This is a genomic window from Qipengyuania sp. CAU 1752 (genome assembly GCF_054482615.1).
Genome location: NZ_JBTLRE010000001.1, coordinates 1,657,618 through 1,683,709 on the forward strand (window position 1 = coordinate 1,657,618; position 26,092 = coordinate 1,683,709).

Sequence of the window (26,092 nt, forward strand, 5' to 3'; positions counted from 1 at the left end):
AGGGTTTTGACCGTCAATTCGAGGCTTTGCCGCGGTAAAAACGCGCGGTGCAGCACATCGAACTGTCAGGGGAGCTTGTGTTAGGTAGAGCTATAATAGTCTTGCAACGAGCGCACTTCAAGTTCGCTCGAACTAACAGTGGCAATTGCCTGTGCGACAGCCAGGCAAGCAGCGGCGGTCGTGTAGTAGGGGAGCTTGGCTTCCAACGCGCCGGCGCGGATCGATTTGCTGTCGCGCAAGGACTGCCAACCTTCGGTTGTATTGAAGATAAGGTCGACCTCTCCATCGATAATGGCATCGACGATATGCGGCTGTCCCTGCGCTACCTTGTTGACCCGTTCGACCGGCAATCCCTGCTCGGCAAGATAGGTCTGGGTGCCGCCGGTGGCTATCACCCGGAAGCCCTTTTCGATCAATGTCCGCACCGCCGGCACGATCACCGGCTTGTCGGTATCCTTGACCGACACGAACAGCGTGCCGCTTTCCGGCAGCGGCATTCCTACGCCCAATTGCGACTTGAGGAAAGCCTGCGGGAAATCGCTATCGATCCCCATCACTTCGCCGGTTGATTTCATTTCCGGCGAAAGCACCGGGTCGGCGCCGGGGAAGCGGCTGAACGGGAACACCGCCTCTTTCACCGACATATGGGCAGGCCGCAGGTTGAACGGTTCGAAGCTGGTCAGCGGTTCGCCCGCCATCACCAGGCTGGCGATCTTGGCGATCGGGCGGCCAATGGCCTTGGCGACGAAGGGCACGGTGCGGCTAGCGCGGGGATTGACCTCGATCAGGTAGACCTCGTCATCCTTGACCGCGAACTGGACATTCATCAGGCCCTTCACGTCGAGCGCGATGGCCAAAGCCTCTGCCTGGCGCTCCATCTCGGCGACAATCTCGTCAGACAGGCTGTAGGGTGGGAGCGTGCAGGCGCTGTCGCCGGAATGGACCCCGGCTTCCTCGATATGTTGCATCACGCCAGCAATGCGGACTTCGGTGCCATCGGAGACGACATCTACATCGCACTCTATTGCGTCGCGCAGGTACTGGTCGACCAGCACCGGGCTTTCGCCGGAGACATTGACGGCGGTGCGGATGTAATCGTCGAGCTGCGCTTCGCTATCAACGATTTCCATCGCCCGGCCACCCAAGACGTAGGACGGGCGCAACAACACCGGATAGCCGATGCGATGGGCGACTGCCGCTGCTTCGTCACGGCTGTAGGCTATGCCGTTGTCGGGCTGCTTGAGCTTCAACTTGTTGACCAGCTTGGCGAAGCGTTCGCGGTCCTCGGCAAGGTCGATGGCGTCGGGCGACGTGCCCAGGATCGGGATCCCGGCATCTTCCAGCGCCTGCGCCAGCTTGAGCGGGGTCTGCCCGCCGAACTGGACGATCACTCCGACCAATTCGCCCGATTGCTGTTCGACGCGCAGAATTTCGAGCACGTCTTCGGCCGTCAACGGCTCGAAATAGAGCCGGTCGGAAGTGTCGTAATCGGTGCTGACGGTTTCCGGGTTGCAATTGACCATGATCGTCTCGAACCCGGCTTCGCTCAGCGCGAAACAGGCGTGGACGCAGCAATAGTCGAATTCGATGCCCTGCCCGATCCGGTTCGGGCCACCGCCAAGGATGACGATCTTGCGCCGGTCGCTCGGCATGGCCTCGTCTTCCGCTTCGCCGAAGCTGGGGGCTTCATAGGTCGAGTACATATAGGGCGTGATGGCCTCGAATTCGGCGGCGCAGCTGTCGATGCGCTTGTACACCGGCAGCACGCCGAGCTTGTGGCGCAGGTCGCGAACTTCCTGCTCGCTGGTGGCGCCAGCCATGACCTTGAGCGCATCGTGCAGCAGGCCCGAACGGCGTGCCTGCGTTTCTCCGAGGCCGCCCGCGACACCGACAGAACGAACCGCGAGGGTCGCCAGGCGCTTGTCGGAAAAGCCCATGGCCTTGAGCCTGCGCAGTCCGGCCGCGTCCTGCGGCAGGCCGTGTTCGCTGATATGCAGTTCGGCCCGGATAATGTCCTCGATCTGGCGCAGGAACCACGGATCGTATGACGTAACCGCGTGGACTTCCTCCACGCTCAGACCTTCGCGGAAGGCCTGTGCGACCTTCAGCAGCCGGTCGGGTGTGCGTTGGCTGAGGGAGGCGGTGATGACGTCCTTGTGCACGCCCTCCAGCGCCGGGATTCGGTTGAAGCCGTCGAGATCGGTTTCGAGCCCGCGCAGCGCCTTCTGCATCGACTCCTGAAAATTGCGGCCGATGGCCATGACTTCGCCGACCGACTTCATGGCGGTGGCAAGGTTCGGCTCGGCGCCCTTGAACTTCTCGAAGGCAAAGCGCGGGATCTTGGTCACGACATAGTCGATGGTCGGTTCGAAACTCGCCGGCGTCGCGCCGGTGATCTCGTTCTCGATCTCGTCGAGCGTGTAGCCGACCGCCAGCTTGGCAGCGACGCGGGCGATAGGAAAGCCGGTGGCCTTGGAGGCGAGCGCCGAACTGCGCGAAACGCGCGGGTTCATCTCGATTACGATCAGGCGACCGTCCTCTGGATTGACGGCGAACTGGACGTTCGATCCGCCGGTCTCGACCCCGATCTCGCGCAGCACCGCGATGCTGGCGCTGCGCATGATCTGGTATTCCTTGTCGGTCAGCGTCAGCGCCGGGGCGACGGTGATCGAATCGCCGGTATGCACGCCCATCGGATCGACATTCTCGATGGCGCAGATGATGATCGCGTTGTCCTTGCGGTCGCGCACCACCTCCATCTCGTATTCTTTCCAGCCGAGCAGCGATTCTTCGATCAGCACCTCGTCCGTGGGAGACGCATCGAGGCCTTCCCGCACGATCTTCTCGAACTCGGCCTTGTTATAGGCAATGCCGCCGCCGGTGCCGCCCAGCGTGAAACTGGGTCGGATGATGGCAGGCAGGCCAGTGCGTTCAAGCACGTCGAAGGCCTGGGCAACGGTATTGGCAATGCCGCTGCGCGCGCTTTCGAGGCCGATGGCATCCATCGCCTCGCGGAAACGCTGGCGGTTCTCGGCCTTGTCGATGGCGTCGGCCTTGGCCCCGATCATCTCGACGCCGTGTTCGGCCAGCACACCCATCGCGTCGAGCTTCAAAGCGCAGTTGAGCGCGGTTTGCCCGCCCATGGTCGGCAACAGCGCGTCGGGCTTTTCCTTGGCGATGATCTTGGCGACTATCTCGGGCGTGATCGGCTCGATATAGGTCGCGTCGGCCATTTCCGGATCGGTCATGATCGTGGCGGGGTTGGAATTGACGAGGATGACGCGATAGCCCTCCTCCTTCAGCGCCTTGATCGCCTGCGTGCCGGAATAGTCGAACTCGCAAGCCTGGCCGATGATGATCGGGCCAGCGCCAATGACGAGGATCGAGGAGATGTCAGTGCGTTTGGGCATTAAAGAAGCTTCTCCAGAAGATCGAACAATCTTTTCGCCGCTTCCGCGACCGCCGTTCCAGCAAATTTTTCCATTACAAACTGGAGAGCACGGCGAATCCAACCCAGTAGGCTAGCCACACGAAATGAGTTTGACGCGACTACCGTCTGAGCGATGTCAATTTCTTGTTGTAGGAGCTCCCGACTGTCACCGAGTTTGTCCCCGATCTCGTTGTCTTGCGAATAAACGTGTTCTTTTAGAATCCGAATTTCCTCTTCGATTCGATCGAATTCCCTTTGGTTATCCTTTCTACTAACTACCCGATCCGATGCAGGGACCCTTGGACCCTGACGATCAAACTCAAGAACATCGGTTTCATTAGTCTCGATCAGCCTTTCGGCCTCTCTAATCCCATGAGCGGTCAGCCAGATTCGCTGCTGCTCCATTTCTCCCGAATGCAGCGTCTCCTTAGAAATGCCGCCGCGGCCAAAATCTGCCAATGCGACCCTTGTGAATCGCACTGGCATCTCAAACGAGAATTGTTCTGAAATTTCTTTTAGGGTGACCGTGTCCTTGTCGAGCCGGTTCGAGGTATAATAGGCCGCGACAAGAAGGCGATTTTCCAGTGCGGTGTAGCTATCAGCTATAATGGTCACCCCAACATCCCCACGAATTTCTCGAAGAGGTAGAAGCTGTCCTGCGGCCCTGGGCTCGCCTCGGGGTGGTACTGCACGCCGAAGGCTTTCTTGCCGCGGATGCTGATCCCGCAATTGCTGCCGTCGAACAGGCTCACATGAGTCTGCTCGACGCCAACGGGCAATGTCTCGCCATCGACTGCGAAGCCGTGGTTCATGCTGGTGATCTCGACCAGGCCGGTGCTGTCGCCCCAGCCCTCTCCCACGCGCTGGACCGGGTGGTTGGCGCCGCGGTGGCCCTGGTGCATCTTGGAAGTCTTGGCCCCCGCAGCCAGCGCCAGCATCTGGTGGCCGAGGCAGATGCCGAAGATCGGCACGTCGCGTTCGAGCAATCCCTTGATCACCGGCACCGCATATTCGCCGGTCGCCGCCGGATCGCCCGGCCCGTTCGAGAGGAACACGCCGTCCGGCTTCAGCGCCAGCACTTCGCCCAGCGTGCTGTGCCCCGGCACCACCGTCACCTTGGCCCCGGCGCGGACGAGATTGCGGAAGATGTTGTCCTTCGCACCGTAATCGATGGCGACGACATGGGGCTTGTTGGCATTGCCTTCGCCATAGCCGTGGCCGAGCTGCCAATGTGCGCCGCGCCAATCCTCGTTTTCCTGCCGGCTAACGCGCGGGACCAGGTCCAGCCCCTCCAGCCCGGTGAAGGCGCGGGCCTGTTCGAGCAGGACAGGCAGATTGAAATTGCCGTTCGGTTCGTGCGCAATCACCGCATTGGGCGCTCCGCTGAGGCGGATGAAGCGCGTCAGTGCGCGGGTATCCACGCCCGACAGGCCGATCTTGCCATACGCCTTGCACCATTCCACGAACTCGTCGCGGGCGCGGAAATTGGAATGCGGGGTCACTTCCTCGCGCACCACGCAGCCGACTGCGCCCAGCCCGCGGCTTTCGACATCTTCGTCATTGGCACCGACATTGCCGATATGGGGGAAGGTGAAGGTGACGATCTGGCTGTCGTAGGAGGGATCAGTCATCACCTCCTGGTAGCCGGTCATCGCGGTGTTAAAGCACACTTCGCCCACCGAACTGCCGATGGTGCCAAAGCCCTTGCCCCAGATCGCCGTACCATCGGCCAACAGCAGAACGCCGGTGGCTCCTTTGGGTTGCGCAGGCGTAATGTCGGCAGATGCCATGATGGGCTGCTCCGAGTCAGGTGGTTCCAACGATGTCGCTAAGACCCAGCGGCTAGGCGCAGCCCGCCCTTGCGTCAAGCGCCCGTGAAGGCCAGTTAGACGCAATTCTGCGCCTATTTATCCCGAGGCGCCCCTCCATCCACAGGAAACACCATGCTGAGAGACGATATCAAGGCCGAAACTGTCACCGCCATGAAAGCCAAGGACAAGAAACGCACCGCCGCGCTGCGCCTGATCGGGGCCAAGATCAAGGACCGAGATATCGAGCTGCGCACCTCCAGCAAACAGGTCAATGACGACGAAATGGTCATCGAAGTCCTGCAAAAAATGGCCAAGCAGCGGCGCGAATCGATAACCATGTTCGATGACGGTGGTCGCACGGAACTGGCCGACCAGGAACGCGCCGAACTGGCGATTATCGAGGAATTCCTGCCGCAGATGATGGACGAGGCCGCAACCCGTGCTGCGATCGAGGAAGCCAAGGTAACCACTGGGGCCGATTCCATTAAGGATATGGGCAAGGTCATGGGGGAACTGAAGGCGAAACACGGCGCTGTACTGGACATGAGCCTCGCCTCGAAACTCGTGAAGGATAGCTTCTGATGATCCGTACTGCCGCCGCTTCTGCTCTTGCTGTCTCGCTAGCCCTCGCCGCCTGTTCCGATGGCGCTGAGTATGAAGACGAGACCAACACCATCGAGGGCAGCGATGTCACCGATTTGCAAGGGGCGAATACCGACGGCAAACGCATCTCGCAGGCTGTCGATCGCGGGAAGGGCGATTTCGCAGATTTGAAACTGGGCGCCAAGATCGTCGGTCCGCAGGGGCCGGAGGTCAAGGGCGCACTGTCCAATGCCAGCGGCAATTATGCCGACATCACCTCTTACGTCGCCTGCCCGGCAGGCATGGAAAAATGCGACCCCAAGACCGCGCCCGAAGGCACGATCTACACCTATGTCCACATCGTGTATCCGGGCGAGGACATGGACCCGACCACCGGCAGTGGCGATGGCGCGGATTCGAGCGATGTCGAACGCGCAACCGAGTTTCGCATGACCAGTCCGGCTCACGGCTTCACCGGCGGGGCCGGCTATTCCAAGGCCGAGGCTATGGCCGCTATCGGGGCCAAAGCCGACATAGTGATGTCGTGCGATAATGGCGCGCTGGTCTGGACCATCAATGCCGGCGACGGCGGCGACCAGTGGCAGTCAGGCGAACCGCTTACCTTCTACTGGCAATCCGTGCTGCCCCCGGCCGGCCCGGCCGATGCCTACCGGATTGAGGTCGATGGAACTGCGGCGAGCGGCAAAGGCCCCTTCCCTGCAGCCGCGGACGGCGTCCAGAACGCGTGCCTTTCCACCCCAGCTGACCGCTAAGGGGAAAACTCGAAAGCCACAGCGCTTGAAGACTCGCCCTCCAGCGAGCAAAGATGCGCCATGCTTTCTCCGCAATGGCTTGATGAACTGCGCGCGCGCGTAACGCTGTCCAGCGTCATCCTGCGCACGACCAAGTTGCAGAAATCAGGGCGCGAGTGGAAGGCGTGTTGTCCCTTCCATAACGAGAAGACCCCCAGCTTCACCGTCTCTGACGAGAAGGGCTTCTACCATTGCTTTGGCTGCGGCGCGCATGGCGACGTTATCCGCTGGATGACCGACCAGCGCGGCCTGGGGTTCATGGATGCGGTGAAGGAACTGGCGCAGGAGGCCGGGCTGGAAGTCCCCGCCCCCGATCCGCGCGCTGCCCAGCAGGCCGAGAAACGCGCTACCCTGATCGACGTGACCGAGGCGGCCCAGGGCTGGTTCGTCCAGCAATTGCACGAGCCCGGCGCTTCGGGGGCGCGGGAATATCTTGCAACGCGCGGGTTTTCCGACGCCATCGTCCGCGAATTCGGCTTTGGCTATGCGCCCGACAACAAGCAGGCGATCAAAGGGGCGCTCTCGCAATTCGATGAAGCCATGCTGGTCGAGGCAGGGATGCGGATCGAGACCGAGGAAGGCCAGCATTACGACCGCTTTCGCGATCGGTTGATGCTGCCGATCCACGACGCTCGCGGGCGGGTCATCGCGTTCGGCGGACGCATTCTCGGCAAGCGCGAAGGCATCGCCAAGTATCTCAACTCGCCTGACACCCCGTTGTTCGACAAGGGTCGCACCCTTTACAATTTGCACCGGGCCGGTCCGGCCTCGCGCCAGAGTGGGCGCATGGTCGTGGTCGAAGGCTATATGGATGTGATCGCGCTCGCCAATGCCGGGATCGAGGACGTTGTTGCTCCGCTCGGCACCGCGCTGACCGAACGGCAGATCGAGATGCTGTGGCGGATGGTCGAACGGCCAGTGTTGTGTTTCGACGGCGATGCGGCAGGACAACGTGCAGCCATGCGGGCGGTCGAGCGCGCACTGCCTTTGCTGCGTCCCTCCCACTCGCTGGCCATCGTTCGCCTGCCGAGCGGGCTCGACCCCGATGATCTGATCAGGCAGCGCGGCGTGAAGGCGATGGAAGACATGCTGGGTCAGCCCGACAGCCTGCTCGATACGCTCTGGCTTTATGAGCGCGAGGCTGAGCCACTCGACAGTCCTGAGGCCAAGGCCGGTCTCAAGGCGCGCCTCATGCATCATGTCGATGCCATCGCCGATCCCGACATCAAGGCGCTTTACCGCCGCGAATTGCTTGATCGCTTTTCGGCCTTTGCCTTCCCCAAGCGCGAGCGCGAACCGTGGAAACCTGGCGGGTTCCAGGGCGGTTTCAAGGGTAGACAGGAGCGGCGATCGCGCCCTGACCCGGCCTCTATCGAAAAGCTTCGCAAGTTGGTGGCCGGGCGCGGGCGCGATCAGCTGCTGGGTGCAGTGACGGCTGGCCTGATGCGCTTTCCAGACATGATTGCGGGCCACGAAGACGCGCTGGTGGAAGCGGCCGAGCGTGACGCAAATATCGCGCGGGCGATAAATCCACTGCTTGATCTTGCGGAAACGCTTGAAGACGGCGGCGAATTGCCCATATCAGCCGACAGCGGTCGTCTTGTGCCCCCGGACATAAGTCATTTTACCTTCCTTCGAGAAGGTACCGATCCCGAGGACGCGCGCGAAGATTTGGCCGAAGCCGTATCGATGCTGGTCGAAAGGCCTGCGCTGGAAGCTGCCTTGGCTGCTGCCACTGCAAGGTTCGAGACTGACCCGGAAGGCGCTTTTGCCGAACAGCAGAGATTGCTTAAGCGAAAGCTGGATTTCGAGGCGCGACTCGGCCAGATAACGAGTTTAAGAGCTGCTCGCGCCGAGGCGCAGTCGCAGCAGGACAAGGGGCTTTCGCCGGCAACCCAATCGGCCGGTGAACAGGAAACGGACTGAACGAGACTTATGGCGTCCGACGCAAAGAATAAGCAGAGCGAAGATGCACCCTTGATCGACCTCAACGAGGCGTCGATCAAGAAGCTGATCACGAAGGCCAAGCGCAAGGGTTACGTCACTTATGACGAGCTCAACGAGGCTCTGCCTTCGGGTGAAATGAGCCCTGACCAGATCGAGGACATCCAGACCGCCCTGTCCGAAATGGGCGTACAGATTGTCGAGAACGACGAGGAAGCCGAGGCCGAGGCCGAACAGGCATCCGAAGTCGAGGAAATCGCCGGCAGCGCCAAGGACGACAAGAAAGACGCCAAGAAACCCGCCGCTGCGGCCAAGAAAACCGGGACCGGCGACCGTACCGACGATCCCGTCCGCATGTATCTGCGTGAGATGGGCGCGGTCGAGCTGCTCAGCCGCGAGGGCGAAATCGCCATTGCCAAGCGGATCGAGGCCGGTCGCGACACCATGATCATCGGCCTTTGCGAAAGCCCGATCACCTTCCATGCCATCATCCAGTGGTCCGAAGCCCTCAATAACGAGGAAATGCAGCTGCGCGAGATCCTCGATCTCGACGCCATGCTGTCCAAGGAGCCTCCCGTCGACAAGATGGAAGAAGGTGCCGAAGACGACGACGATGGCGAGATTACCGAAGAGAACGCGGGTCCGACGATCGTCGATGACGAGGATGAAGACGAGGACGAAGACAGCGACGACGAGGACGGCGAAGAAGGCTCGAGCAAGAGCGACGACGAAGACGAGGACGAGGACAACACCATGTCGCTCGCCCAGATGGAAGCGGCCCTCAAGCCCGATGCCATCGAACGCTTCGCCCGCATCACCGACCTGTTCAAGAAATTCGAGAAACTGCAGGGAGAGCGGGTCGACACCCTGGGTGCCGGCAACGCCTTCCCGCCGGCCAAGGAAAAAAAGTACGAAAAGCTGCGCGAAGACCTCACTGCCGAGGTCGAAAGCGTCCAGTTCCACGCCACCAAGATCGAATTCTTGGTCGACAATCTGTATGCCTTCAACCGCAGACTGACGGCGCTCGGCGGCCAGATGCTGCGCCTTGCCGAACGGCACAAGATCAAGCGGATCGACTTCCTCCAGTCCTATATCGGCAACGAGCTCGACGACGACTGGATCAAGGAGAAGGTCAAGAAGGACAAGAAGTGGGCTGCCTTCGCTGACAAGGAAGCCGACGCGGTCGACCGCATCCGCACCGAAATTGCCGATATCGCCAGCCAGACCGGCATGGCGCTGCCCGAGTTCCGCCGCATCGTGAACATGGTGCAGAAGGGCGAGCGCGAGGCACGTATTGCCAAGAAGGAAATGGTCGAGGCGAACCTGCGCCTGGTGATTTCCATCGCCAAGAAATATACCAACCGCGGCCTGCAATTCCTTGATCTCATCCAGGAAGGCAACATCGGCTTGATGAAGGCGGTCGACAAGTTCGAATACCGCCGCGGTTACAAGTTCAGCACTTATGCTACGTGGTGGATCCGGCAGGCGATCACCCGCTCGATTGCCGACCAGGCACGCACTATCCGTATTCCGGTCCACATGATCGAAACGATCAACAAGTTGGTCCGCACGAGCCGCCAGTTCCTGCACGAGCAGGGCCGTGAACCGACGCCCGAAGAAATGGCCGAGCGCCTGTCCATGCCGCTCGAAAAGGTCCGCAAGGTGATGAAGATCGCCAAGGAACCGATCAGCCTTGAAACGCCGATCGGCGACGAGGAAGATTCGCACCTTGGTGATTTCATCGAGGACAAGAACGCCATCATCCCGGTCGACGCTGCGATCCAGGCCAACCTCAAGGAAACCGTCACCCGCGTGCTGGCATCGCTCACCCCGCGTGAGGAACGCGTTCTGCGCATGCGCTTCGGCATCGGCATGAATACCGATCACACACTCGAGGAGGTCGGCCAGCAGTTTTCGGTCACCCGCGAACGTATCCGCCAGATCGAGGCCAAGGCACTGCGCAAGCTCAAGCATCCGAGCCGCAGCCGCAAGATGCGCAGTTTCCTGGATCAGTAGGAAAAAATTTCGAACCGCGGGAACCCGATCGGGGATCGCGCGTTGAATGTGTACCAGACGACGTAAAAATCATCTGGCTTGACGGAGTTTCTTTCGAGGAGCTTTCGTCAGGAGCCCCGACGCCCTTGTGGCGCCGGGGCTTTTCCTTGTTCGGCCCAGGCGCCATTTCCTTGTGCGCGACCGTCCTTCTGGGGTGGAGAGAATCGCACGGCTCGCCTATGCGTGCGCGCATGAAGATAGCAATTGCATCAGACCACGCCGCCATCGACCTGAAAGCCGCATTGCGCGAATGGCTTGTCGATCAGGGACATGAAGTCGCCGATCTCGGTCCCGACAGCACCGACAGCGTCGATTATCCCGACTTCGGCTACAAGCTCGCCAGTGTTGTCGCCGATGGCACTGTCGAACGTGGCATTGCCCTGTGCGGCAGCGGGATCGGAATCTCGATCAGCGTCAATCGCAACCCGCACGTGCGATGTGCGCTGGTCTCCGAGCCGTTTTCGGCCGCTCTTGCTCGAGAGCACAATGACGCCAATTGTATCGCCATGGGCGCGCGGCTGACCGGCATCGACATGGCCAAGGCATGTGTCATTGCCTTTCTCGAAACCGAATTCGGCGGCGGGCGCCACCAGCGCCGCGTCGACAAGCTCTCCAACCCTCCTGCAACGGACCCCAGCTGACCCATGAGCACCGTGACCACTGCCGAACCCGACATCATGCATCGCTTCTGGCACGACAGCCTGGCCGAGGCCGATCCCGAGATCGCACAGGCCGTGCGTAACGAACTGAAACGTCAGCAGGACAAGATCGAGCTGATTGCCTCGGAAAACATCGCCTCCACGGCCGTGCTCGAGGCAACAGGGACCGTTTTCACGAACAAGTATGCCGAGGGTTATCCCGGCAAGCGCTACTACGGCGGATGCGACTATGCTGACGTGGTGGAAACGCTCGCCATCGATCGTGCAAAGGAACTGTTCGGCTGCAACTTCGCCAACGTCCAGCCGAATTCAGGCAGCCAGATGAACCAGGCGGTGTTTCTCGCCCTGCTCTCGCCCGGCGACACCTTCATGGGGCTCGACCTCAACTCCGGTGGCCACCTGACCCATGGCTCGCCCGTCAATATGAGCGGCAAATGGTTCAATCCTGTCAGCTATGGCGTGCGCAAGGATGACGAGCTGATCGACATGGACGATGTCGCTGCCATCGCCCGTGAGCACAGGCCCAAGCTGATTATCTGCGGCGGCACGGCCTACTCGCGTACGTGGGATTTCAAACGTTTCCGCGAGATAGCTGACGAAATTGGCGCCTATCTCCTGTGCGACATGAGCCATATTTCGGGGCTGGTAGCTGGGGGCGCACACCCCTCGCCCTTCCCTTATGCTCACATCGTCACCACCACGACGCACAAGAGCCTGCGCGGCCCCCGCTCCGGCGTGATCCTGTGGGATGACGAAGCCCTGACCAAGCCGCTCAACATGGCGGTATTCCCCGGCTTGCAAGGTGGCCCGCTGATGCATGTCATCGCCGCCAAGGCAGTCGCATTCCGCGAAGCCCTCCGACCGGACTTCAAGACCTATGCCAATGCCGTGGTCGAGAATGCCCGGGCGCTTGCGGCAAGCCTGGAAGAGAACGGTTTGCGGATCGTCTCCGGCGGAACCGACAATCACTCCATGCTGGTCGACCTTACCGCGAAGGACGTTACCGGCAAAGCCGCCGAAGCCGGGCTCGACCGGGCATGGCTGACCTGCAACAAGAATGGTATACCCTACGATACCCGCAGCCCCTTCGTCACCAGCGGCATCCGCCTGGGTACGCCGGCAGGGACAACGCGCGGTTTCGGTCCCGATGAGTTCCGCCAGATCGGTGCGCTGATCGCAGAAGTCGTTGAGGGTCTGTCGAAAAACGGACCCGAAGGCGATGCCCAAGTGGAACAATCCGTGCGGGGGCGCGTCGAGGAGATGTGCAAATCATTTCCCGTTTATCCCGGAAGGTAACAATCATGAGCCACCACGACGAAACCAATGAAATCGAAACGCCGCCGATGACCGCAACCGAAGGCAAGGTCGTGCCGACCAAGCAAGCCTATGGCGACGAAGACCACGACGACCTGCTCGGCGATGCGCAGCGCGAGGCCAAGGCCATGGCGCGCGACGGGATGAAGCATCCCGCTACCAAGCCTGTGCTCAAAGGTGCCGCCATCGGTGCGGTTGCAGGGCTCGTCCTGCCGCTGGTCGGGCCAATATTCGGCGCGACCGCAGGTGCAGGTTACATGTTCTATAAGCGATTGCGCCCCAGATAGATGCGGTGCCCATTTTGCGCGCATGACGACAGCCAGGTAAAGGACTCGCGTCCGGCGGAGGATAATGCAGCCATCCGCCGGCGCCGTCAGTGCGGCAGTTGCGGAGCGCGTTTCACAACCTTCGAGCGCGTCCAGTTGCGCGACGTCACCGTGGTCAAATCCGGAGGCAGCGGCGAAAACGCGCGACGCGAGGCTTTTGATCGCGCCAAGCTGGAGCAGTCGGTCACCCTTGCCTGCCGCAAACGCGGTGTTTCGCAAGAGCAGATCGATCAGCTTGTCTCCGGAATCCAGCGCCAGGTCGAAGCCAGTGGCGAGAGTGAGTTTCCCTCCCACCGCATTGGCGAGCTGGTGATGGACGGGCTGCGCCAGATCGACACCGTGGCCTACATCCGCTTTGCCAGCGTCTATCGCGACTTCAGCGAAGCCCGTGATTTCGAAGAGTTCGCCAGCACCGTGCAAGACGCTGTGAAGGGCGACTGAGCATGTTGGCCGAAAAACCTGTCATCGTTCTCGTCCGGCCACAACTGGGCGAGAATATCGGCAAGGCCGCGCGGGCCATGCGCAATTTCGGCCTGACCGAGTTGCGCCTCGTCGCTCCGCGCGATGGCTGGCCCAACCCCGATGCCGGCCCCTCTGCCGCCGGGGCGGACGACGTGCTGCAACAGGCCAAGGTGTACGACACCACGGCCGAGGCTGTGTCCGACTGCTCGCATGTCTACGCCACCACCGTGCGCAAGCGTGGCGTTACCAAGCCCGTCGTCACGCCGGAGGAGGCTGCAAGCGCTATCCACGCCGGTCCCGGACGTTCCGCCATCCTGTTCGGTCCGGAGCGTTCGGGCCTCGAAACCGCCGATGTCGCCCTTGCCAGAGCCATCCTCACCGTTCCCATTGATCCCGACTTCGGCTCTCTCAACCTGGCTCAGGCAGTCATCTTGTGTGCCTATGAATGGTCGAAAGGCCTTCCCATCGATGACGAGGCCTCTGCGTTGGTCCAACCGACGCAAGAAGAATTGCTGCCCCCTGCCCCGCAAGAAGAACTCGAAGGGCTGATCGCTCATCTCGAGACGATGCTCGCGCCCAAGGGGTATTTCATGCCCGAAGAGCGCACCGATGCAACCCGCAGGACATTGCGTGGGGTCTTGACCAAGCCGGGCTGGAACCACCTCGAGATCCGCACTCTGCGCGGGGTCTTGTCAGCGCTGCAACGTCGTGACCGGGAAGGCTCGCTTGCGTTGCCGTACACGGTAGACAGCGCACGAGACACCGACTAGCCATGAGCCGTACTTTCCCAGCTACTACAGGACCTTCCGATGCTTGCCTCGCTTTTCGCACTTCTTCTCGTCGCCAATCCGCAAGGTGCGGACAAGGCTGCGAGCCAGGAACGGTCGGCCTCCGACAGGACGCAGGAACAGGCCGAACAGAAGCCAATCTGCCGCTATATTCGCGGTGAGATGGGCAGCCGGCGCAAGGAAAAGGTCTGCATGACCAAGGACCAGTGGCGCGAATTCAACCAGGGCAATTGATCGCCCCGGTCGATACCATGATCAGGTGCTCGACCTGATCTGGTCCCATTCAACCAGCTCATAGGCGATCGATGCCTCGACCAGCTGGTCCCACAAGGCTGCGATAGGGTCACCCGGCAATCCGCGTGCTTCGGCATCGGCCCGGGCTGCATCCACGACCTGCGCCTTGCGCGCTTCGTCGCGCACCTTATCACGGCTCTGTTTGATCCGTGCTGCGGCACGCATGTAATTGAACCGGCGTTCCAGCAATTCCATCAACTCGCGGTCGGTCGCATCGACTCCGGCGCGCACTTCGGTCATGTCGTTGCAGGCATCTGGCAGCTTGTAATTGCTCATGACGCGCCCTGTGGCGCGCCCTGCCGATTTTGTCGAGAGCGCGTAGGCCGAAGCGGGTACTTTACCTTGACTTGGCCCGCACAGGCGCTATCTGGCGCGCTTCACTTCGGCAACGCGTCTGATGCAGGCGCGCCCGATTGGCCCCGCACCCCGGTGAAGCGGCGGCCGCATCCGGCACAATTGGTCGGATGGTGCGAACCGGGTTCAATGGTCGCCACTGGGGCGGCTTGGCAAATCGAAGGAATATCTCATGTCGAAGCGCAAGAGCGCCAAGTATAAACTCGACCGTCGGATGGGCGAAAACATCTGGGGTCGCCCCAATTCCCCGGTAAACAAGCGTCCGTACGGCCCCGGCCAGCACGGCCAGCGCCGCAAGAGCAAGGTCAGCGACTTCGGCCTGCAGCTGCGCGCCAAGCAGAAGCTCAAGGGCTATTACGGCGACGTGACCGAGAAGCAGTTCCGCCGCACCTACAAGGAAGCGGCAAAGATCAAGGGCGATACCGGCCAAAACCTGATCGGCTTGCTCGAGCAGCGTCTCGACATGGTTGTGTATCGCGCCAAGTTCGCACCCACGATCTTCTCGGCCCGCCAGATCGTCAACCACGGTCACATCTATGTGAACGGCGTGAAGACGAACATCCCCAGCGCCCGCATCAAGGTTGGCGACGTCGTCAGCCTCGGCAGCAAGGCCAAGGAAATGGCACTTGTGATCGAAGCACAGAGCCTGCCCGAGCGTGACATCCCTGACTACGTCGCCACTGACGGCAACGACAAGGTGACTTTCACCCGCGTGCCCAAGCTTGACGAAGTCCCCTACCCGGTGACGATGGAACCGAACCTCGTAGTCGAGTTCTACTCGCGCTAAGGTCCGGCATCACGAATTCGAAAGGGCGGCCCGTCGTGGCCGCCCTTTTTCGTTTCACTTGCCCAGATTGGTTTCGAGAAATTCGCCGATACGCTTGAGCATGATGCCGCGCGCCTGGCTGTGCAGCAGGTAATGGTCGAGTCCGTCGAACTTGAGGAAGTCCACTTTTTTGCCTGCCGCCGTGAGCCGGCCTTCCATCAGCTTCGACTGCGCGATGGTGGTGTTCTGGTCCATCGAACCATGCACCAGCAAGACCGGTGCCTGGAACTTGGCGGCATGGCGCGCCGGTGAACCGGCTTCGACATGGGGCCCGCTACCAATCATCCGGTCATGGGCAGTGTAACTGGTGTAGCGCCGGTTCTCCTCCTTCAGCAGGTTGAGATCGGTAACCGGCGCGATGGCCACCACCGCCTTGAACAGCGTGGGATCGACGACCTGAGACTGGAGCGTGGCATAGCCGCCGTAAGACCAGCCGACGCCCGCCAGCTTGGCCGGATTGGCAATGCTCTGAGCAATCAGCCAGCGCGCCCCGTCATTGACGTCGGAAATTGCCGCGTCCCATTGCTGGAAGCCGTTCTTGCCAAACCAGTCGCTTCCAAACCCTGCCGAGCCGCGGTAATTGGGCTGGAGCACGGCATAGCCGCGAGCAGCGAAGAACTGCACGAGCCAGTCGAAGCCCCATACGTCGCGCGACCCCGGCCCGCCATGCGGCATGACGATCGCAGGCAGGTTCTTGCCATCGCTACCAGGAGGCAGGGTGAGATAACCGGGGATCTGCGTCCCGTCGGCGGCCGGAAAGCTGATCGGCTTCATCTCGCCCATTGCGCGTCCGTCCAGCGGGACCCGCAAGGACAGCAACTCGCTGAGCGAGCGCGTGTCCTTTTCGAACAGATACGCCCTGCCGGGGTCGGTATCGCTCGATGCGATCAGGATGAGCTCGTTCTCGTCCGCGCTGGCATCGGCAATGGTGATCTGCGGCGTGCCGGGCAAGGCCTTGGCGAAGGCACTGGCAAGCGCGTCGAGCTCGGGGTCGAAATAGCGCGTATAGGCCCGCTCGGTGGCGAAATTGGCACCAACCACGCGGCGTTGCCGCCCAATCTGAGAGACCCCGTCGACATCGACGCCGTCCAGGGCCAAGACCTCGGTCATGGTGTCCGATCCGTCGAGTGCGAACGTGAACAGGGCCGTGTTACCGTTCTTATGATCGAGACCGTAGACCACGTCCTTGGCGCTATCGATTGCCAGCGGTTGAAAGCCGACAGTCAAAGGGCCGCCGGCATCGACGCTAGACAACGGGTACCACTTGGACGAACCCTTGCGACGATAAAGGTAGCGGTAGTCGCTACCATCATAGCCGCTGGCCGCGGAATCGGATGCCAGCATGATGCGCACCCGACCTGTTTCGTCTGCGATATAGGTCACAGCCCGAAGCGCCGCATCCTCGACCGTTCGGGCGCTACCGCTCTCGATGTCGACTGCGTCGACGCCGAGCCCTTCCTTGTCGTTGCACAGGCGGGTCTTGGCGCAGCGTTCCTTGATATAACGCCTGGTCATCAGGATCTTGCCCGGCGCGCCTTCGGACTCCAGCGCCAGCACTTCGCCGCCGTTCTGCAGAACACCCATGGTCTTGTGACTGGTCGAAGGGCTCAACATCTCGGTATTGGTCCCATCGGCGCTGATCGAGATAATCCGCGTAAACCCGAGCAGCATGCCATTGGTGTCGGCCATGCCGAATACTTCACAAACGATCCGATCATCGGTTGCCCACTGGCACCAGCTGAGCCGCGCTTTCGCCTCGTTCATGGTTATGATGGGGGTAGGAGCCCCCCCATTGACCAGGTCGACCACGTAAATCGTTTCGTCGGCCTGGCTGCCGGGTTGGACATAAAGGATCTTGTCGCCTGAAGGCGAGATCGAGATATCTTCAACCGAACGGCGCGCACCGAATGCCGCAGCATCTTCCGCCAGTGATTGTGCCGCTGCCGGCATTGCAAATACAGCCGCCGCAATCGCGGCAAGCGACGTCATCAAACGCATGATAGACCCCCAACCCAAATCAAGCACTGCAATAACTTCTAAACTGCTGCTTTTGTTTGAGAAGGGGGAAAAGCGACTTTATCCCGAACCCAAGTAATCTCGCCGGAAATCGGCGGCGAAACTTGCAAAGCGTCCTTCACCAATCGCGTCGCGCATGGCCTGCATCAACTGTTGGTAGAAGCCGATATTGTGTTCGGTCATCAGCATCGCGCCGAGGATTTCTTGGGATTTGACCAGATGGTGCAAATAGGCGCGGCTGTAGGTGGCGCAAGTTGGGCATTTGCAGCGGCTGTCGAGCGGCTCCTGGTCCTCGGCAAAACGGGCGTTTCGTAGGTTGAGCGGGCCGTTCCAGGTGAACGCCTGCCCGTTGCGGCCCGATCGGCTCGGCAGCACGCAATCGAACATGTCGACCCCGCGCTCGACTGCGCCGACCAAATCGTCGGGTTTGCCAACCCCCATGAGGTAGCGCGGCCGATCTGAGGGGAGCTGCCCAGGCGCGAAATCGAGCGTTGCGAACATGGCGTCCTGACCCTCGCCCACGGCCAGGCCGCCGATGGCGTAGCCGTCGAAGCCGATCTCGGTCAGTTTCTCGGCGCTGATCTGGCGCAGGTCCTTGTCGAGCGCGCCCTGCTGGATGCCGAACAAGGCGCTGCGCGAGGCATGTTCTTCGCCGCTATCGAATCCGTCGCGGCTGCGCTTGGCCCAGCGCATCGACAGTTCCATGCTCTGCGCGATGACATCACGGGGCTGGTCAGCGCGTGGACATTCATCGAATGCCATCACGATGTCCGACCCGAGCAGGCGCTGGATCTCCATCGACCGTTCGGGGGTAAGCATGTGCTTGGAGCCATCGAGATGGCTGCGAAATTCCACACCTTCTTCGGTCAGCTTGCGCAAATCCGACAGGCTCATCACCTGGTAGCCACCACTATCCGTCAGGATCGGACGCTGCCAATTCATGAATCTGTGTAGCCCGCCAAGTCGGGCGACCCGTTCGGCCCCCGGGCGCAGCATGAGGTGGTAGGTATTACCGAGGATAATGTCGGCACCCGCGCTGCGCACGGCTTCGGGCTTCATGGCCTTTACAGTGGCAGCGGTTCCTACCGGCATGAACGCAGGCGTGCGGATTTCACCGCGCTGCATTGTGATGGTGCCGCTACGCGCAGCGCCGTCGGTTGCGTGGATGGAAAAGGCGAAACGGGTGGTCATGCGCGGTGTCGACTAGCGGCGGGATAGGGGCCTGTCACCCAGTTGTGTGCGGACAAAAGAAAACGGGGTCGGCGCGGTGCCGACCCCGTCCTCAGATTTTGCCAGTCGTTCGATCAGAACGAGAAAAGCACGCCTGCGGTCAGACGCGTCGAATCGAAAGCAATCGTATCGGCTGCAAGACGCAGCTTGATGGCATCACCCGGGAGGCCGATGTCGGCGCCGACGCCGACGATGTAGTCACCGTCGGTATCATCGAGACCGGCAGCAGCCGGACCAGCGATACGCACGAGGTCGAAATCGACTTCCTGGTAACCGCCCTTGACGTAGAACTTCGATCCGCCGGCCTTGATGCCAGCGCGTGCGGCAATACCGTATTCGCTGTCGATCACGCCGTCGCCGAGGTGGTAGTTGCCTTCGGCACCGATGAAGAACGTGTCACCAGCGTTAAAATCGACTCCGCCTACGACACCGTAGATCATGCCGTCGTCGTCAGGCACGCCAACACCGATATCGTGGTAACCGATCGAAGCACCGACATAAGGTTCGACCGAAGCGGCCGGGTTTTGTGCAAGAGCCGGGGTAGCGAAGATCGCAGTTGCAGCAACTGCGGAGAGAAGTTTGATCTTCATGAGAATGTTCCTTCATTCAATCCAGAAGCTGGATGAGCGAACAGATGGTGTCAGGCCGCTGTCGCTGCAATGAATGGCGCGTTCAAACAAACCTGAATGACTAACGGCGCGGCAATTTTGTTGCATTGTAGCAACAGGGTCTATTCGCGCAGGCGCCAGCCCGTCTTGAAGATAAAGGCAATAACGACGACGCAAACTGTCAGGAAGACCAGAGTCAGGCCCAGCGAGAGGCCGATTGACAGGTCTGCAGTGCCATAGAATGTCCAGCGCAGGCCATTGACGAGGTAGACGATGGGGTTGAACAGCGCGAGCGTCTGCCACGGTTCCGGCAGCATCTGGATCGAATAGAATGTCCCGCCGAGGAAGGTCAGCGGCAACAGGATCAACTGTGGGATGATGCCAAGTTTCTCGAACCCGTCGGCCCAAATCCCGAGAATGAAGCCGAACAGGCTGAAACTGGCCGTTACCAACAAGATAAACCCGAAAGCGTAGAATGGATGGGTGATCGAATAATCGACGAACAGGCTCGCGGTGAGCAGGATGATGCTGGTGAGGATCAACGACTTGGTGATTGCCGCGCCGACGAACCCCACCAACGTTTCAGCCACTCCCACTGGCGCTGACAACAACTCGTAGATCGTGCCGGTGAAGCGCGGCATGTAAATGCCGAAGCTGGCATTTGACGTGCTCTCGCTCAGCAGCGTGAGCAGCAACAGTCCCGGAACGATGAAGGCGCCATAGGATATGCCGTCGATCTCGCCCATGCGGCTACCGATCGCGCCGCCAAAGACGATGAAGTAGAGGCTGGTGGTAAGCACTGGCGCCAGGATCGACTGGAAGGCTGTGCGCAACGCGCGAAATACTTCGCGCTTGTAGATCGCCCAGGTGCTGCGGGGGTTAAAAACGCTCATTCTGCGCCCTCCCCGCTCTGTTCGACCAGGTTGACGAAGATATCCTCCAGCGAGCTGTCACGGATATCAATGCCAGTATAGCCAATGCCATTGGTGGCCAGCAGCCTGGTGATTTCCGCCACTTCTGCGCGGCCCTTGCCGCTTCCGTCGCCGCCGCGGTAACAGAGGTCTTGCCCCCCCCGTTCCAGCGCGACGTTGAATCCCTGAACCATGTCGGGCAGCGCCTTCATCGGCTGCGCCAGCGAAATGACCGCCTCGGTCCGGCCAAGCCGCTTCATCATTGCGGCCTTGTCATCGACCATCAGGATACGCCCTTGCCGGATTACGCCGACCCGATCGGCCATTTCCTCGGCCTCGTCGATGTAGTGAGTGGTGAGGATGATCGTGGTGCCATTGGCCCGCATCCGGTCGATCAGCTTCCACATGCCCTTGCGCAATTCGACGTCGACCCCGGCGGTTGGTTCGTCGAGGAACAGCAGGTCAGGTTCGTGCGAAAGCGCCTTGGCGATCAGAAGGCGGCGTTTCATTCCGCCCGACAGGGCCATGATGCGCTCGTCGCGCTTGTCCCATAACTCGAGTGTGCGGAGCAGTTCCTCGATCCGGTCGGGGTCTGGCGCGAGCCCGAACAGGCCGCGCGAATATTCCACCGCCCGCTTGACCGGTTCGAACATGTCGGTCGACAATTCCTGCGGCACCAGGCCGATCCGGCTACGAGCGCTGCGCCAGTTTTTCGCCAGGTCATCGCCAAACGCGCGGATCGTGCCCGAGCTCGGCCGCACCAGTCCACAGACCGCACCGATCAGCGTCGTCTTGCCAGCACCGTTTGGACCCAGGAGGGCAAAAATCTCACCTTTGCGAATGGAGAGATCGACATTGTCCAGCGCCTTGAGTCCGCCCGGATAGACCTTGGTCAGCCCTTCAATCTCAAGGATAGAATCCGTCATGCGTGCGTTCGCCCCACTGGTTGCAATGGGCTACTTAGCTTCCCGTGCCGGGATTAACAGCGAGGAATCGCCATAGGAGTAGAAGCGGTAGCCATTGGCGATCGCGTGGGCATAGATTTCCATCACCCGTTCGCGGCCCATGAGCGCGCTGACCAGCATGATGAGGGTCGATTTGGGCAGGTGAAAATTGGTCATCAGCCCATCGACTGCCCGGAAACGATAGCCTGGCGTGATAAAGATATCCGTGTCGCCCGCGAAGGGCCGGATGATGCCATCCTCACTGGTCGCGCTCTCGAGCAGGCGCAGGCTGGTGGTGCCGACTGCGATGATACGGCCACCTGCCGAACGCGTGGCATTCAGCCTGTCCGCCACGTCTTTTTCGATCCGGCCCCATTCGGAGTGCATCTGGTGCTGGTCGGTATCCTCGGCCTTGACCGGCAGGAATGTCCCCGCCCCAACATGCAGCGTCAACGTCTCGCGCGCGACACCTGCTGCGTCGAGCGCTTCGATCAGCCGCGGGGTGAAATGCAGAGCAGCGGTCGGCGCAGCCACAGCTCCATCCTCGCGGGCGAACAGTGTCTGGTAATCCTCACGGTCCCGCTCGTCGGTGGGACGCTTGCCGGCGATATAGGGCGGAAGCGGCATGGTTCCCGCGCGTTCAAGCAGCACTTCGACAGGCTCATTACCGGCAAATGCAAGGGTAAAGCTGCCATCGTCCCAACGCTCTTCGGCCAGTGCCGTGACCCCGGCACCGAAATCGATCCGCTCGCCGACCCGCAAGCGCTTGGCATTGCGGATGAAGGCTTGCCAGCGCCGCAAGTCCACCCGCTTGTGCAGCGTGGCGCCGATTGTCGCTTCGCCCCGCTTGCCGGTCAATTGCGCGGGGATGACCCTGGTATCATTGAAAACCAGCACGTCTCCACGGCGCAATTGCTGCGGCAGGTCGAGCACTTGAGCGTCGCTGATCGGCGCCTCGCCCTTGGCCACGAGCAGGCGTGCGGCGTCCCGCGGCGTTGCCGGACGCAGCGCTATCAGGTCTTGGGGAAGGTCAAAATCGAACAGGTCAACGCGCATGACGCGCGGTTAGCCTCCACGCCGCCGAGCGTCGACCCGCAATCGCAAAAGCCTATTGGCCGATCGGCGCGTTCAGCTCGTCCGCAGTCACTTCCTGCTCAACCGGAGCGGGAGCCCGCCGCGGTACCGGTTTGTTGTCGGATGCGATCGATGCCTGCACGATCCGGCTGGGATTGGCAGGTGGTTCACCGCGGGCAATGGCATCGACTGCAGCCATGTTGCCGATCACGCGGCCGAAATTGGTGTAGCGTTTGTCGAGCGCGAAACGCGGATAGAACACGATGAAGAACTGGCTATTGGCGCTGTCTTCGGATTGCGCGCGCGCCATGGAAACCGTGCCACGCACATGCGGCATCGGATTGAACTCTTCCTCGAGGTCCGGCAGGGAGGATCCGCCCTGCCCGGTGCCGGTCGGATCGCCGGTCTGCGCCATGAAGCCTTCGATTACGCGGTGGAAAATGATCCCGTCGTAGAATCCCTGCCGCGTCAACGTCTTGATCCGTTCGACATGGTTGGGTGCCCAGTCCGGCATCAGGCGAATGGCCACCCGCTCGCCGGTCGAGAGATCGAGCAGCAGGATGTTCTCGCGCTCCTCGTTCAGATTGTAATTGATCTTGGCATAGGACAGCGGCAGGCGCGCCGGCGCCTCGGCTTCGCTTTCCACGGCCGCTTCTGTCGTGGGCGTCGCGTCTTGCGCCCCCAGTGGAGTGGTCGCGAGCGCCGCGATAGCCGTAGCTGCAATGAAGCGTTTGATCATGAAGGTTCCGCAATGTTTGAAAAGTGTTGGAGGCCCCATAACCGCGCCCCTCTGTCACTGCAATGAATAGGCACCGATAACTCAGTAATCGCCGCGAGGGCCGATTTCCTGCACCCGCGATTCCACCTGCTGTCTTACAGCCGGGCTAACGAAGGGTGCGATATCGCCACCATACAGGGCGATTTCCTTGACCAGCTTCGAAGCGATCGGCTGCAGAGATACGTCCGCCATCAGGAAGACGGTCTCGATCTCATTGTCTATCTGCTGGTTCATCCCCGCCATCTGGTATTCGTATTCGAAGTCCGCGACCGCTCGCAGGCCGCGAATGATCACATTGGCATTCTGCACGCGAGCGAACTTCATCAACAGGGCATCGAAGCCGACCACTTTCGTGTTGTCGATGCCCATTTCGGCCAGTTCGTTGGTGACCATCTCCATGCGTTCTTCCGGCGTGAACATGGGGTCCTTGGACGGATTGGTGGTGACTCCAATGATCAGTGTATCGACCAGCTTTGCACCTCGCCGGATGATATCTCGGTGACCACGGGTGATGGGATCGAATGTCCCTGGATACACTCCGACGCGTTCCTGCATTACCTGTCCCTCTCGACGATATAGCGCGCCAGTGCCCGCAGCACCGCTGCGTCATGGCCGAAGGGGGCGAGGTGCCCCACGGCCTGGTTAACCAATGCTTCGGCCTGGGCGCGAGCGCCATCGACCCCCATCAGGCTAACGAAGGTCTGCTTGCCCTGCTCATCATCCTTGCGCAACGCCTTGCCGGCAGCCGCCTCGTCACCGGTCGCATCGAGCAGGTCGTCGGCGATCTGAAAAGCAAGGCCGATATCGCGGGAGTAGGCTCGCAGGCTGGCACGCCCTTCAGGAGGCATCCGGGCAAGAATGGCTCCCATTTCGACCGACGCAGCAAGCAAGGCGCCGGTCTTGAGCTGTTGGAGGCGAGTGATATCGCGCAGGTCATAGCTGCTGCTTTCGGCAACCATGTCCATCATTTGCCCGCCGGCCATGCCGCTCATGCCGCTTGCAGTCGCGAGGCATCGGACAAGTTCGGCCTGGGTGAATGGGTCTGAGGTGGTCTCTTCCGCTGTCAGGATCTCGAACGCCAATGCGTGCAGCGAATCACCAGCCAGCACCGCTGTCGCCTCGTCAAAGCGGCGGTGAGTCGTCGGCTTGCCACGCCGCACATCGTCATCATCCATGCACGGCAGATCGTCGTGGATCAGCGAATAGACATGGATCGATTCCACCGCACAGGCCGCACGTAACGCCGGATCGCGTGCCACGCCCAGCATTTCCGCCGTGGTGACCAGCAACAACGGCCTAACCCGCTTGCCGCCGTTCATGGCTGCATAGCGCATCGCCTCGACCAAGGGCGCCCTGGTATCGTCAGGGACGGGAAGCAGGGCGTCGAAGACAGCATCGATATCGCGTGCGATCCGGGTCAGCGCCGCATCGAGCATCGCCCCGTCGCTGTCGACAAGGCTGAATTCACCCATCGGAATCGAACGGCTTCGTGCTGCTGGCCTGACCCTGCGAGTCCTGAACGATAGCTTCGATACGCGCCTGCGCCGCGTCGAGACGGGCCTGGCAATGGCGACGCAGTTCCTCACCGCGCTCATACAATGCAATCGATTCGTCGAGCGGCACTTCGCCGCCCTCGAGATCGCGCACGACCTTCTCCAGCGCTCTGAGCGCGTCTTCGAAGCTCATTTCGGATATATTCGCCGCTCCGGCGGTTTGTCCCTCAACCATGCTGTGCAGCATTGGCCGCGCCCCTTGCGCTGGTCAAGCGGCGAGCCGACAGGGGGAAACAATATGACCTGGATTATCGCCTACATCGCTGCTGCGCTCGTTTTCGGAATTCTCGATGCCATCTGGCTTGGCTGGGCAGGGAACAATTTCTACCGGCCCAACATCGGCGAGATCATGGCCGACGATTTTCGCGCGATCCCTGCGGGCGTGTTCTATGTCTTTTATGTCGCCGGAATGGTCTATTTTGCTGTCCGACCGGGATTGCAGTCCGGCATCGGGACAGCGGCGCTTAACGGCGCGCTGCTTGGCGCGCTGGCATATGGAACTTGGGGCCTGACCAATCAGGCGACCTTGAAAGTCTGGCCAGTGCACGTCACCATGGCGGATATAGCCTGGGGCGCCTTTGCCACCGGCGCGGCCGCCGCTGCCGCAACATGGATCACGGGGCGATTTGCCTGATGTTCATTGGCCACTGGGCCCCAGCTTTTCTTGCAGCAGCCGCGGCGCCGCGGGCACCCAGGCTCGGCACACTGTTTGTAGCAGCGCAGTTGGTCGACTGGGCCTTCATGGGTTTCCTCCTGGTCGGCGTTGAGCACATGCGCATGACGCCGGGCATAACGGCGATGAACGCACTGGACCTCTATCACATGCCATTCACGCACAGCCTGGTCGGGTCGGGAGTGTTCGCGCTGCTGTTCGGTCTGTTTCTTTGGTGGTGGCGTCGTGACGTCATCCTGGCATCCATCGGCGCGCTGGTTGTGGTGTCGCATTGGTTCATCGACTGGCTGGTGCATCGCCCAGACCTGACCATCGACGGTGCGGCACCTTTCGTCGGTCTCGGCCTGTGGAATGTGCCCGCGATCGCCATTCCGCTCGAGCTGCTCCTGACTGTCGGCGCATTTGCACTTTACGTGCGATCGACCAAGGGCCCGATTGCGCCGGCCTATATCCTTCTGTTGGTCCTGCTCGCCCTGCAGGCGTTCAACTGGCTGGCGCCCGAGCCGGAGCAATACTCCATCGCCTTCCCGCTTATGGCGTTCCTCGGCTTCGGAATCCCGACGCTAATCGCGGCATGGGTCGGATCGACACGATGGCATAAACGGGAGCACGGGCTAGCGGTTGCCACCGTCCGCCGCTAAGGGCGCT

27 protein-coding genes are annotated in these 26,092 nt (G+C 61.1%); 13 read left to right on the plus strand and 14 right to left on the minus strand.

The features are described 5' to 3' along the window. Positions 1-80 precede the first annotated feature (80 nt). The 3 genes from carB to carA are packed head-to-tail and all read right to left on the minus strand — an operon-like array spanning position 81 to position 5,220. On the minus strand, positions 81-3,410 hold the full coding sequence (gene carB, locus ACXYL9_RS08095) for a carbamoyl-phosphate synthase large subunit (protein ID WP_459039073.1): 3,330 nt from the start codon (positions 3,408-3,410) through the stop codon (positions 81-83). Then, positions 3,410-4,045: a hypothetical protein gene (locus ACXYL9_RS08100; protein WP_459039074.1), complete on the minus strand. Its 636-nt coding sequence runs from the start codon at positions 4,043-4,045 to the stop codon at positions 3,410-3,412. The genes carB and ACXYL9_RS08100 overlap by 1 nt, the downstream gene beginning before the upstream one ends. Then, a complete protein-coding gene (gene carA, locus ACXYL9_RS08105) occupies positions 4,042-5,220 on the minus strand; it encodes a glutamine-hydrolyzing carbamoyl-phosphate synthase small subunit (RefSeq protein ID WP_459039075.1) in 1,179 nt (392 codons plus the stop codon). Before carA ends, ACXYL9_RS08100 begins: the two co-directional genes overlap by 4 nt. Before the next feature lie 153 nt (positions 5,221-5,373). Between carA and ACXYL9_RS08110 the strand changes: the two genes are divergently transcribed. The 10 genes from ACXYL9_RS08110 to ACXYL9_RS08155 all read left to right on the plus strand — a co-directional run bounded on the left by ACXYL9_RS08110 (position 5,374) and on the right by ACXYL9_RS08155 (position 14,417). Further along, positions 5,374-5,823, plus strand: a complete 450-nt coding sequence (locus ACXYL9_RS08110; RefSeq protein WP_459039076.1) for a GatB/YqeY domain-containing protein — start codon at positions 5,374-5,376, stop codon at positions 5,821-5,823. Continuing rightward, positions 5,823-6,596, plus strand: a complete 774-nt coding sequence (locus ACXYL9_RS08115; RefSeq protein WP_459039077.1) for a hypothetical protein — start codon at positions 5,823-5,825, stop codon at positions 6,594-6,596. The genes ACXYL9_RS08110 and ACXYL9_RS08115 overlap by 1 nt, the downstream gene beginning before the upstream one ends. 60 nt (positions 6,597-6,656) lie before the next feature. Next, positions 6,657-8,561, plus strand: a complete 1,905-nt coding sequence (gene dnaG / locus ACXYL9_RS08120; protein ID WP_459039078.1) for a DNA primase — start codon at positions 6,657-6,659, stop codon at positions 8,559-8,561. Between the two features lie 9 nt (positions 8,562-8,570). Then, positions 8,571-10,595 (plus strand): RNA polymerase sigma factor RpoD, encoded by a 2,025-nt coding sequence (gene rpoD / locus ACXYL9_RS08125; RefSeq protein ID WP_459039079.1) that lies wholly within the window; start codon positions 8,571-8,573, stop codon positions 10,593-10,595. A gap of 230 nt (positions 10,596-10,825) precedes the next feature. Further along, entirely contained in the window at positions 10,826-11,275 is a 450-nt protein-coding gene (gene rpiB / locus ACXYL9_RS08130) for a ribose 5-phosphate isomerase B (RefSeq protein WP_459039080.1), read from the plus strand. 3 nt (positions 11,276-11,278) lie between these two features. Continuing rightward, positions 11,279-12,589 carry a serine hydroxymethyltransferase gene (gene glyA / locus ACXYL9_RS08135; RefSeq protein ID WP_459039081.1) on the plus strand — a complete coding sequence of 437 codons (1,311 nt, stop codon included), beginning with the start codon at positions 11,279-11,281 and terminating at the stop codon, positions 12,587-12,589. Positions 12,590-12,594: 5 nt separating this feature from the next. Then, positions 12,595-12,894 (plus strand): hypothetical protein, encoded by a 300-nt coding sequence (locus ACXYL9_RS08140; protein WP_459039082.1) that lies wholly within the window; start codon positions 12,595-12,597, stop codon positions 12,892-12,894. Next, entirely contained in the window at positions 12,895-13,374 is a 480-nt protein-coding gene (nrdR, locus tag ACXYL9_RS08145; protein ID WP_459039083.1) for a transcriptional regulator NrdR, read from the plus strand. 2 nt (positions 13,375-13,376) lie between these two features. After that, positions 13,377-14,165: an RNA methyltransferase gene (locus ACXYL9_RS08150; RefSeq protein ID WP_459039084.1), complete on the plus strand. Its 789-nt coding sequence runs from the start codon at positions 13,377-13,379 to the stop codon at positions 14,163-14,165. Positions 14,166-14,204: 39 nt separating this feature from the next. After that, positions 14,205-14,417 carry a hypothetical protein gene (locus ACXYL9_RS08155; protein WP_459039085.1) on the plus strand — a complete coding sequence of 71 codons (213 nt, stop codon included), beginning with the start codon at positions 14,205-14,207 and terminating at the stop codon, positions 14,415-14,417. Positions 14,418-14,438: 21 nt separating this feature from the next. On the opposite strand, the gene ACXYL9_RS08160 is transcribed toward ACXYL9_RS08155, so the two are convergent. Next, on the minus strand, positions 14,439-14,753 hold the full coding sequence (locus ACXYL9_RS08160) for a chorismate mutase (protein WP_459039086.1): 315 nt from the start codon (positions 14,751-14,753) through the stop codon (positions 14,439-14,441). Between the two features lie 250 nt (positions 14,754-15,003). Between ACXYL9_RS08160 and rpsD the strand changes: the two genes are divergently transcribed. Then, complete coding sequence (gene rpsD / locus ACXYL9_RS08165) at positions 15,004-15,618, plus strand: 30S ribosomal protein S4 (protein ID WP_459039087.1); 615 nt, start codon at positions 15,004-15,006, stop codon at positions 15,616-15,618. A gap of 54 nt (positions 15,619-15,672) precedes the next feature. Here rpsD and ACXYL9_RS08170 read toward each other — a convergent pair whose 3' ends face one another. The 10 genes from ACXYL9_RS08170 to ACXYL9_RS08215 all read right to left on the minus strand — a co-directional run bounded on the left by ACXYL9_RS08170 (position 15,673) and on the right by ACXYL9_RS08215 (position 24,946). Continuing rightward, complete coding sequence (locus ACXYL9_RS08170) at positions 15,673-17,646, minus strand: alpha/beta hydrolase family protein (RefSeq protein ID WP_459039088.1); 1,974 nt, start codon at positions 17,644-17,646, stop codon at positions 15,673-15,675. Positions 17,647-17,733: 87 nt separating this feature from the next. Beyond that, a complete protein-coding gene (gene tgt / locus ACXYL9_RS08175) occupies positions 17,734-18,864 on the minus strand; it encodes a tRNA guanosine(34) transglycosylase Tgt (RefSeq protein WP_459039089.1) in 1,131 nt (376 codons plus the stop codon). Positions 18,865-18,977: 113 nt separating this feature from the next. Then, positions 18,978-19,493, minus strand: coding sequence for a hypothetical protein (locus tag ACXYL9_RS08180; RefSeq protein ID WP_459039090.1), 516 nt, complete (start codon positions 19,491-19,493; stop codon positions 18,978-18,980). A gap of 140 nt (positions 19,494-19,633) precedes the next feature. Beyond that, positions 19,634-20,404 (minus strand): ABC transporter permease, encoded by a 771-nt coding sequence (locus ACXYL9_RS08185; RefSeq protein ID WP_459039091.1) that lies wholly within the window; start codon positions 20,402-20,404, stop codon positions 19,634-19,636. Further along, entirely contained in the window at positions 20,401-21,348 is a 948-nt protein-coding gene (locus tag ACXYL9_RS08190) for an ABC transporter ATP-binding protein (RefSeq protein ID WP_459039092.1), read from the minus strand. Before ACXYL9_RS08190 ends, ACXYL9_RS08185 begins: the two co-directional genes overlap by 4 nt. Positions 21,349-21,378: 30 nt before the next feature. Continuing rightward, positions 21,379-22,422 carry a tRNA preQ1(34) S-adenosylmethionine ribosyltransferase-isomerase QueA gene (gene queA / locus ACXYL9_RS08195; protein ID WP_459039093.1) on the minus strand — a complete coding sequence of 348 codons (1,044 nt, stop codon included), beginning with the start codon at positions 22,420-22,422 and terminating at the stop codon, positions 21,379-21,381. A 52-nt stretch (positions 22,423-22,474) separates the two neighbouring features. Next, positions 22,475-23,179, minus strand: coding sequence for a peptidylprolyl isomerase (locus tag ACXYL9_RS08200; protein ID WP_459039094.1), 705 nt, complete (start codon positions 23,177-23,179; stop codon positions 22,475-22,477). A gap of 81 nt (positions 23,180-23,260) precedes the next feature. Continuing rightward, on the minus strand, positions 23,261-23,773 hold the full coding sequence (gene coaD / locus ACXYL9_RS08205; RefSeq protein WP_459039095.1) for a pantetheine-phosphate adenylyltransferase: 513 nt from the start codon (positions 23,771-23,773) through the stop codon (positions 23,261-23,263). Beyond that, complete coding sequence (locus tag ACXYL9_RS08210; RefSeq protein WP_459039096.1) at positions 23,773-24,690, minus strand: polyprenyl synthetase family protein; 918 nt, start codon at positions 24,688-24,690, stop codon at positions 23,773-23,775. Before ACXYL9_RS08210 ends, coaD begins: the two co-directional genes overlap by 1 nt. Continuing rightward, entirely contained in the window at positions 24,683-24,946 is a 264-nt protein-coding gene (locus ACXYL9_RS08215) for an exodeoxyribonuclease VII small subunit (protein ID WP_459039097.1), read from the minus strand. The genes ACXYL9_RS08210 and ACXYL9_RS08215 overlap by 8 nt, the downstream gene beginning before the upstream one ends. Before the next feature lie 63 nt (positions 24,947-25,009). Between ACXYL9_RS08215 and ACXYL9_RS08220 the strand changes: the two genes are divergently transcribed. Both ACXYL9_RS08220 and ACXYL9_RS08225 read left to right on the plus strand, forming a co-directional pair. Continuing rightward, on the plus strand, positions 25,010-25,405 hold the full coding sequence (locus ACXYL9_RS08220) for a DUF2177 family protein (RefSeq protein WP_459039098.1): 396 nt from the start codon (positions 25,010-25,012) through the stop codon (positions 25,403-25,405). Beyond that, a complete protein-coding gene (locus ACXYL9_RS08225) occupies positions 25,405-26,085 on the plus strand; it encodes a hypothetical protein (RefSeq protein ID WP_459039099.1) in 681 nt (226 codons plus the stop codon). Before ACXYL9_RS08220 ends, ACXYL9_RS08225 begins: the two co-directional genes overlap by 1 nt. Positions 26,086-26,092: the final 7 nt, after the last annotated feature.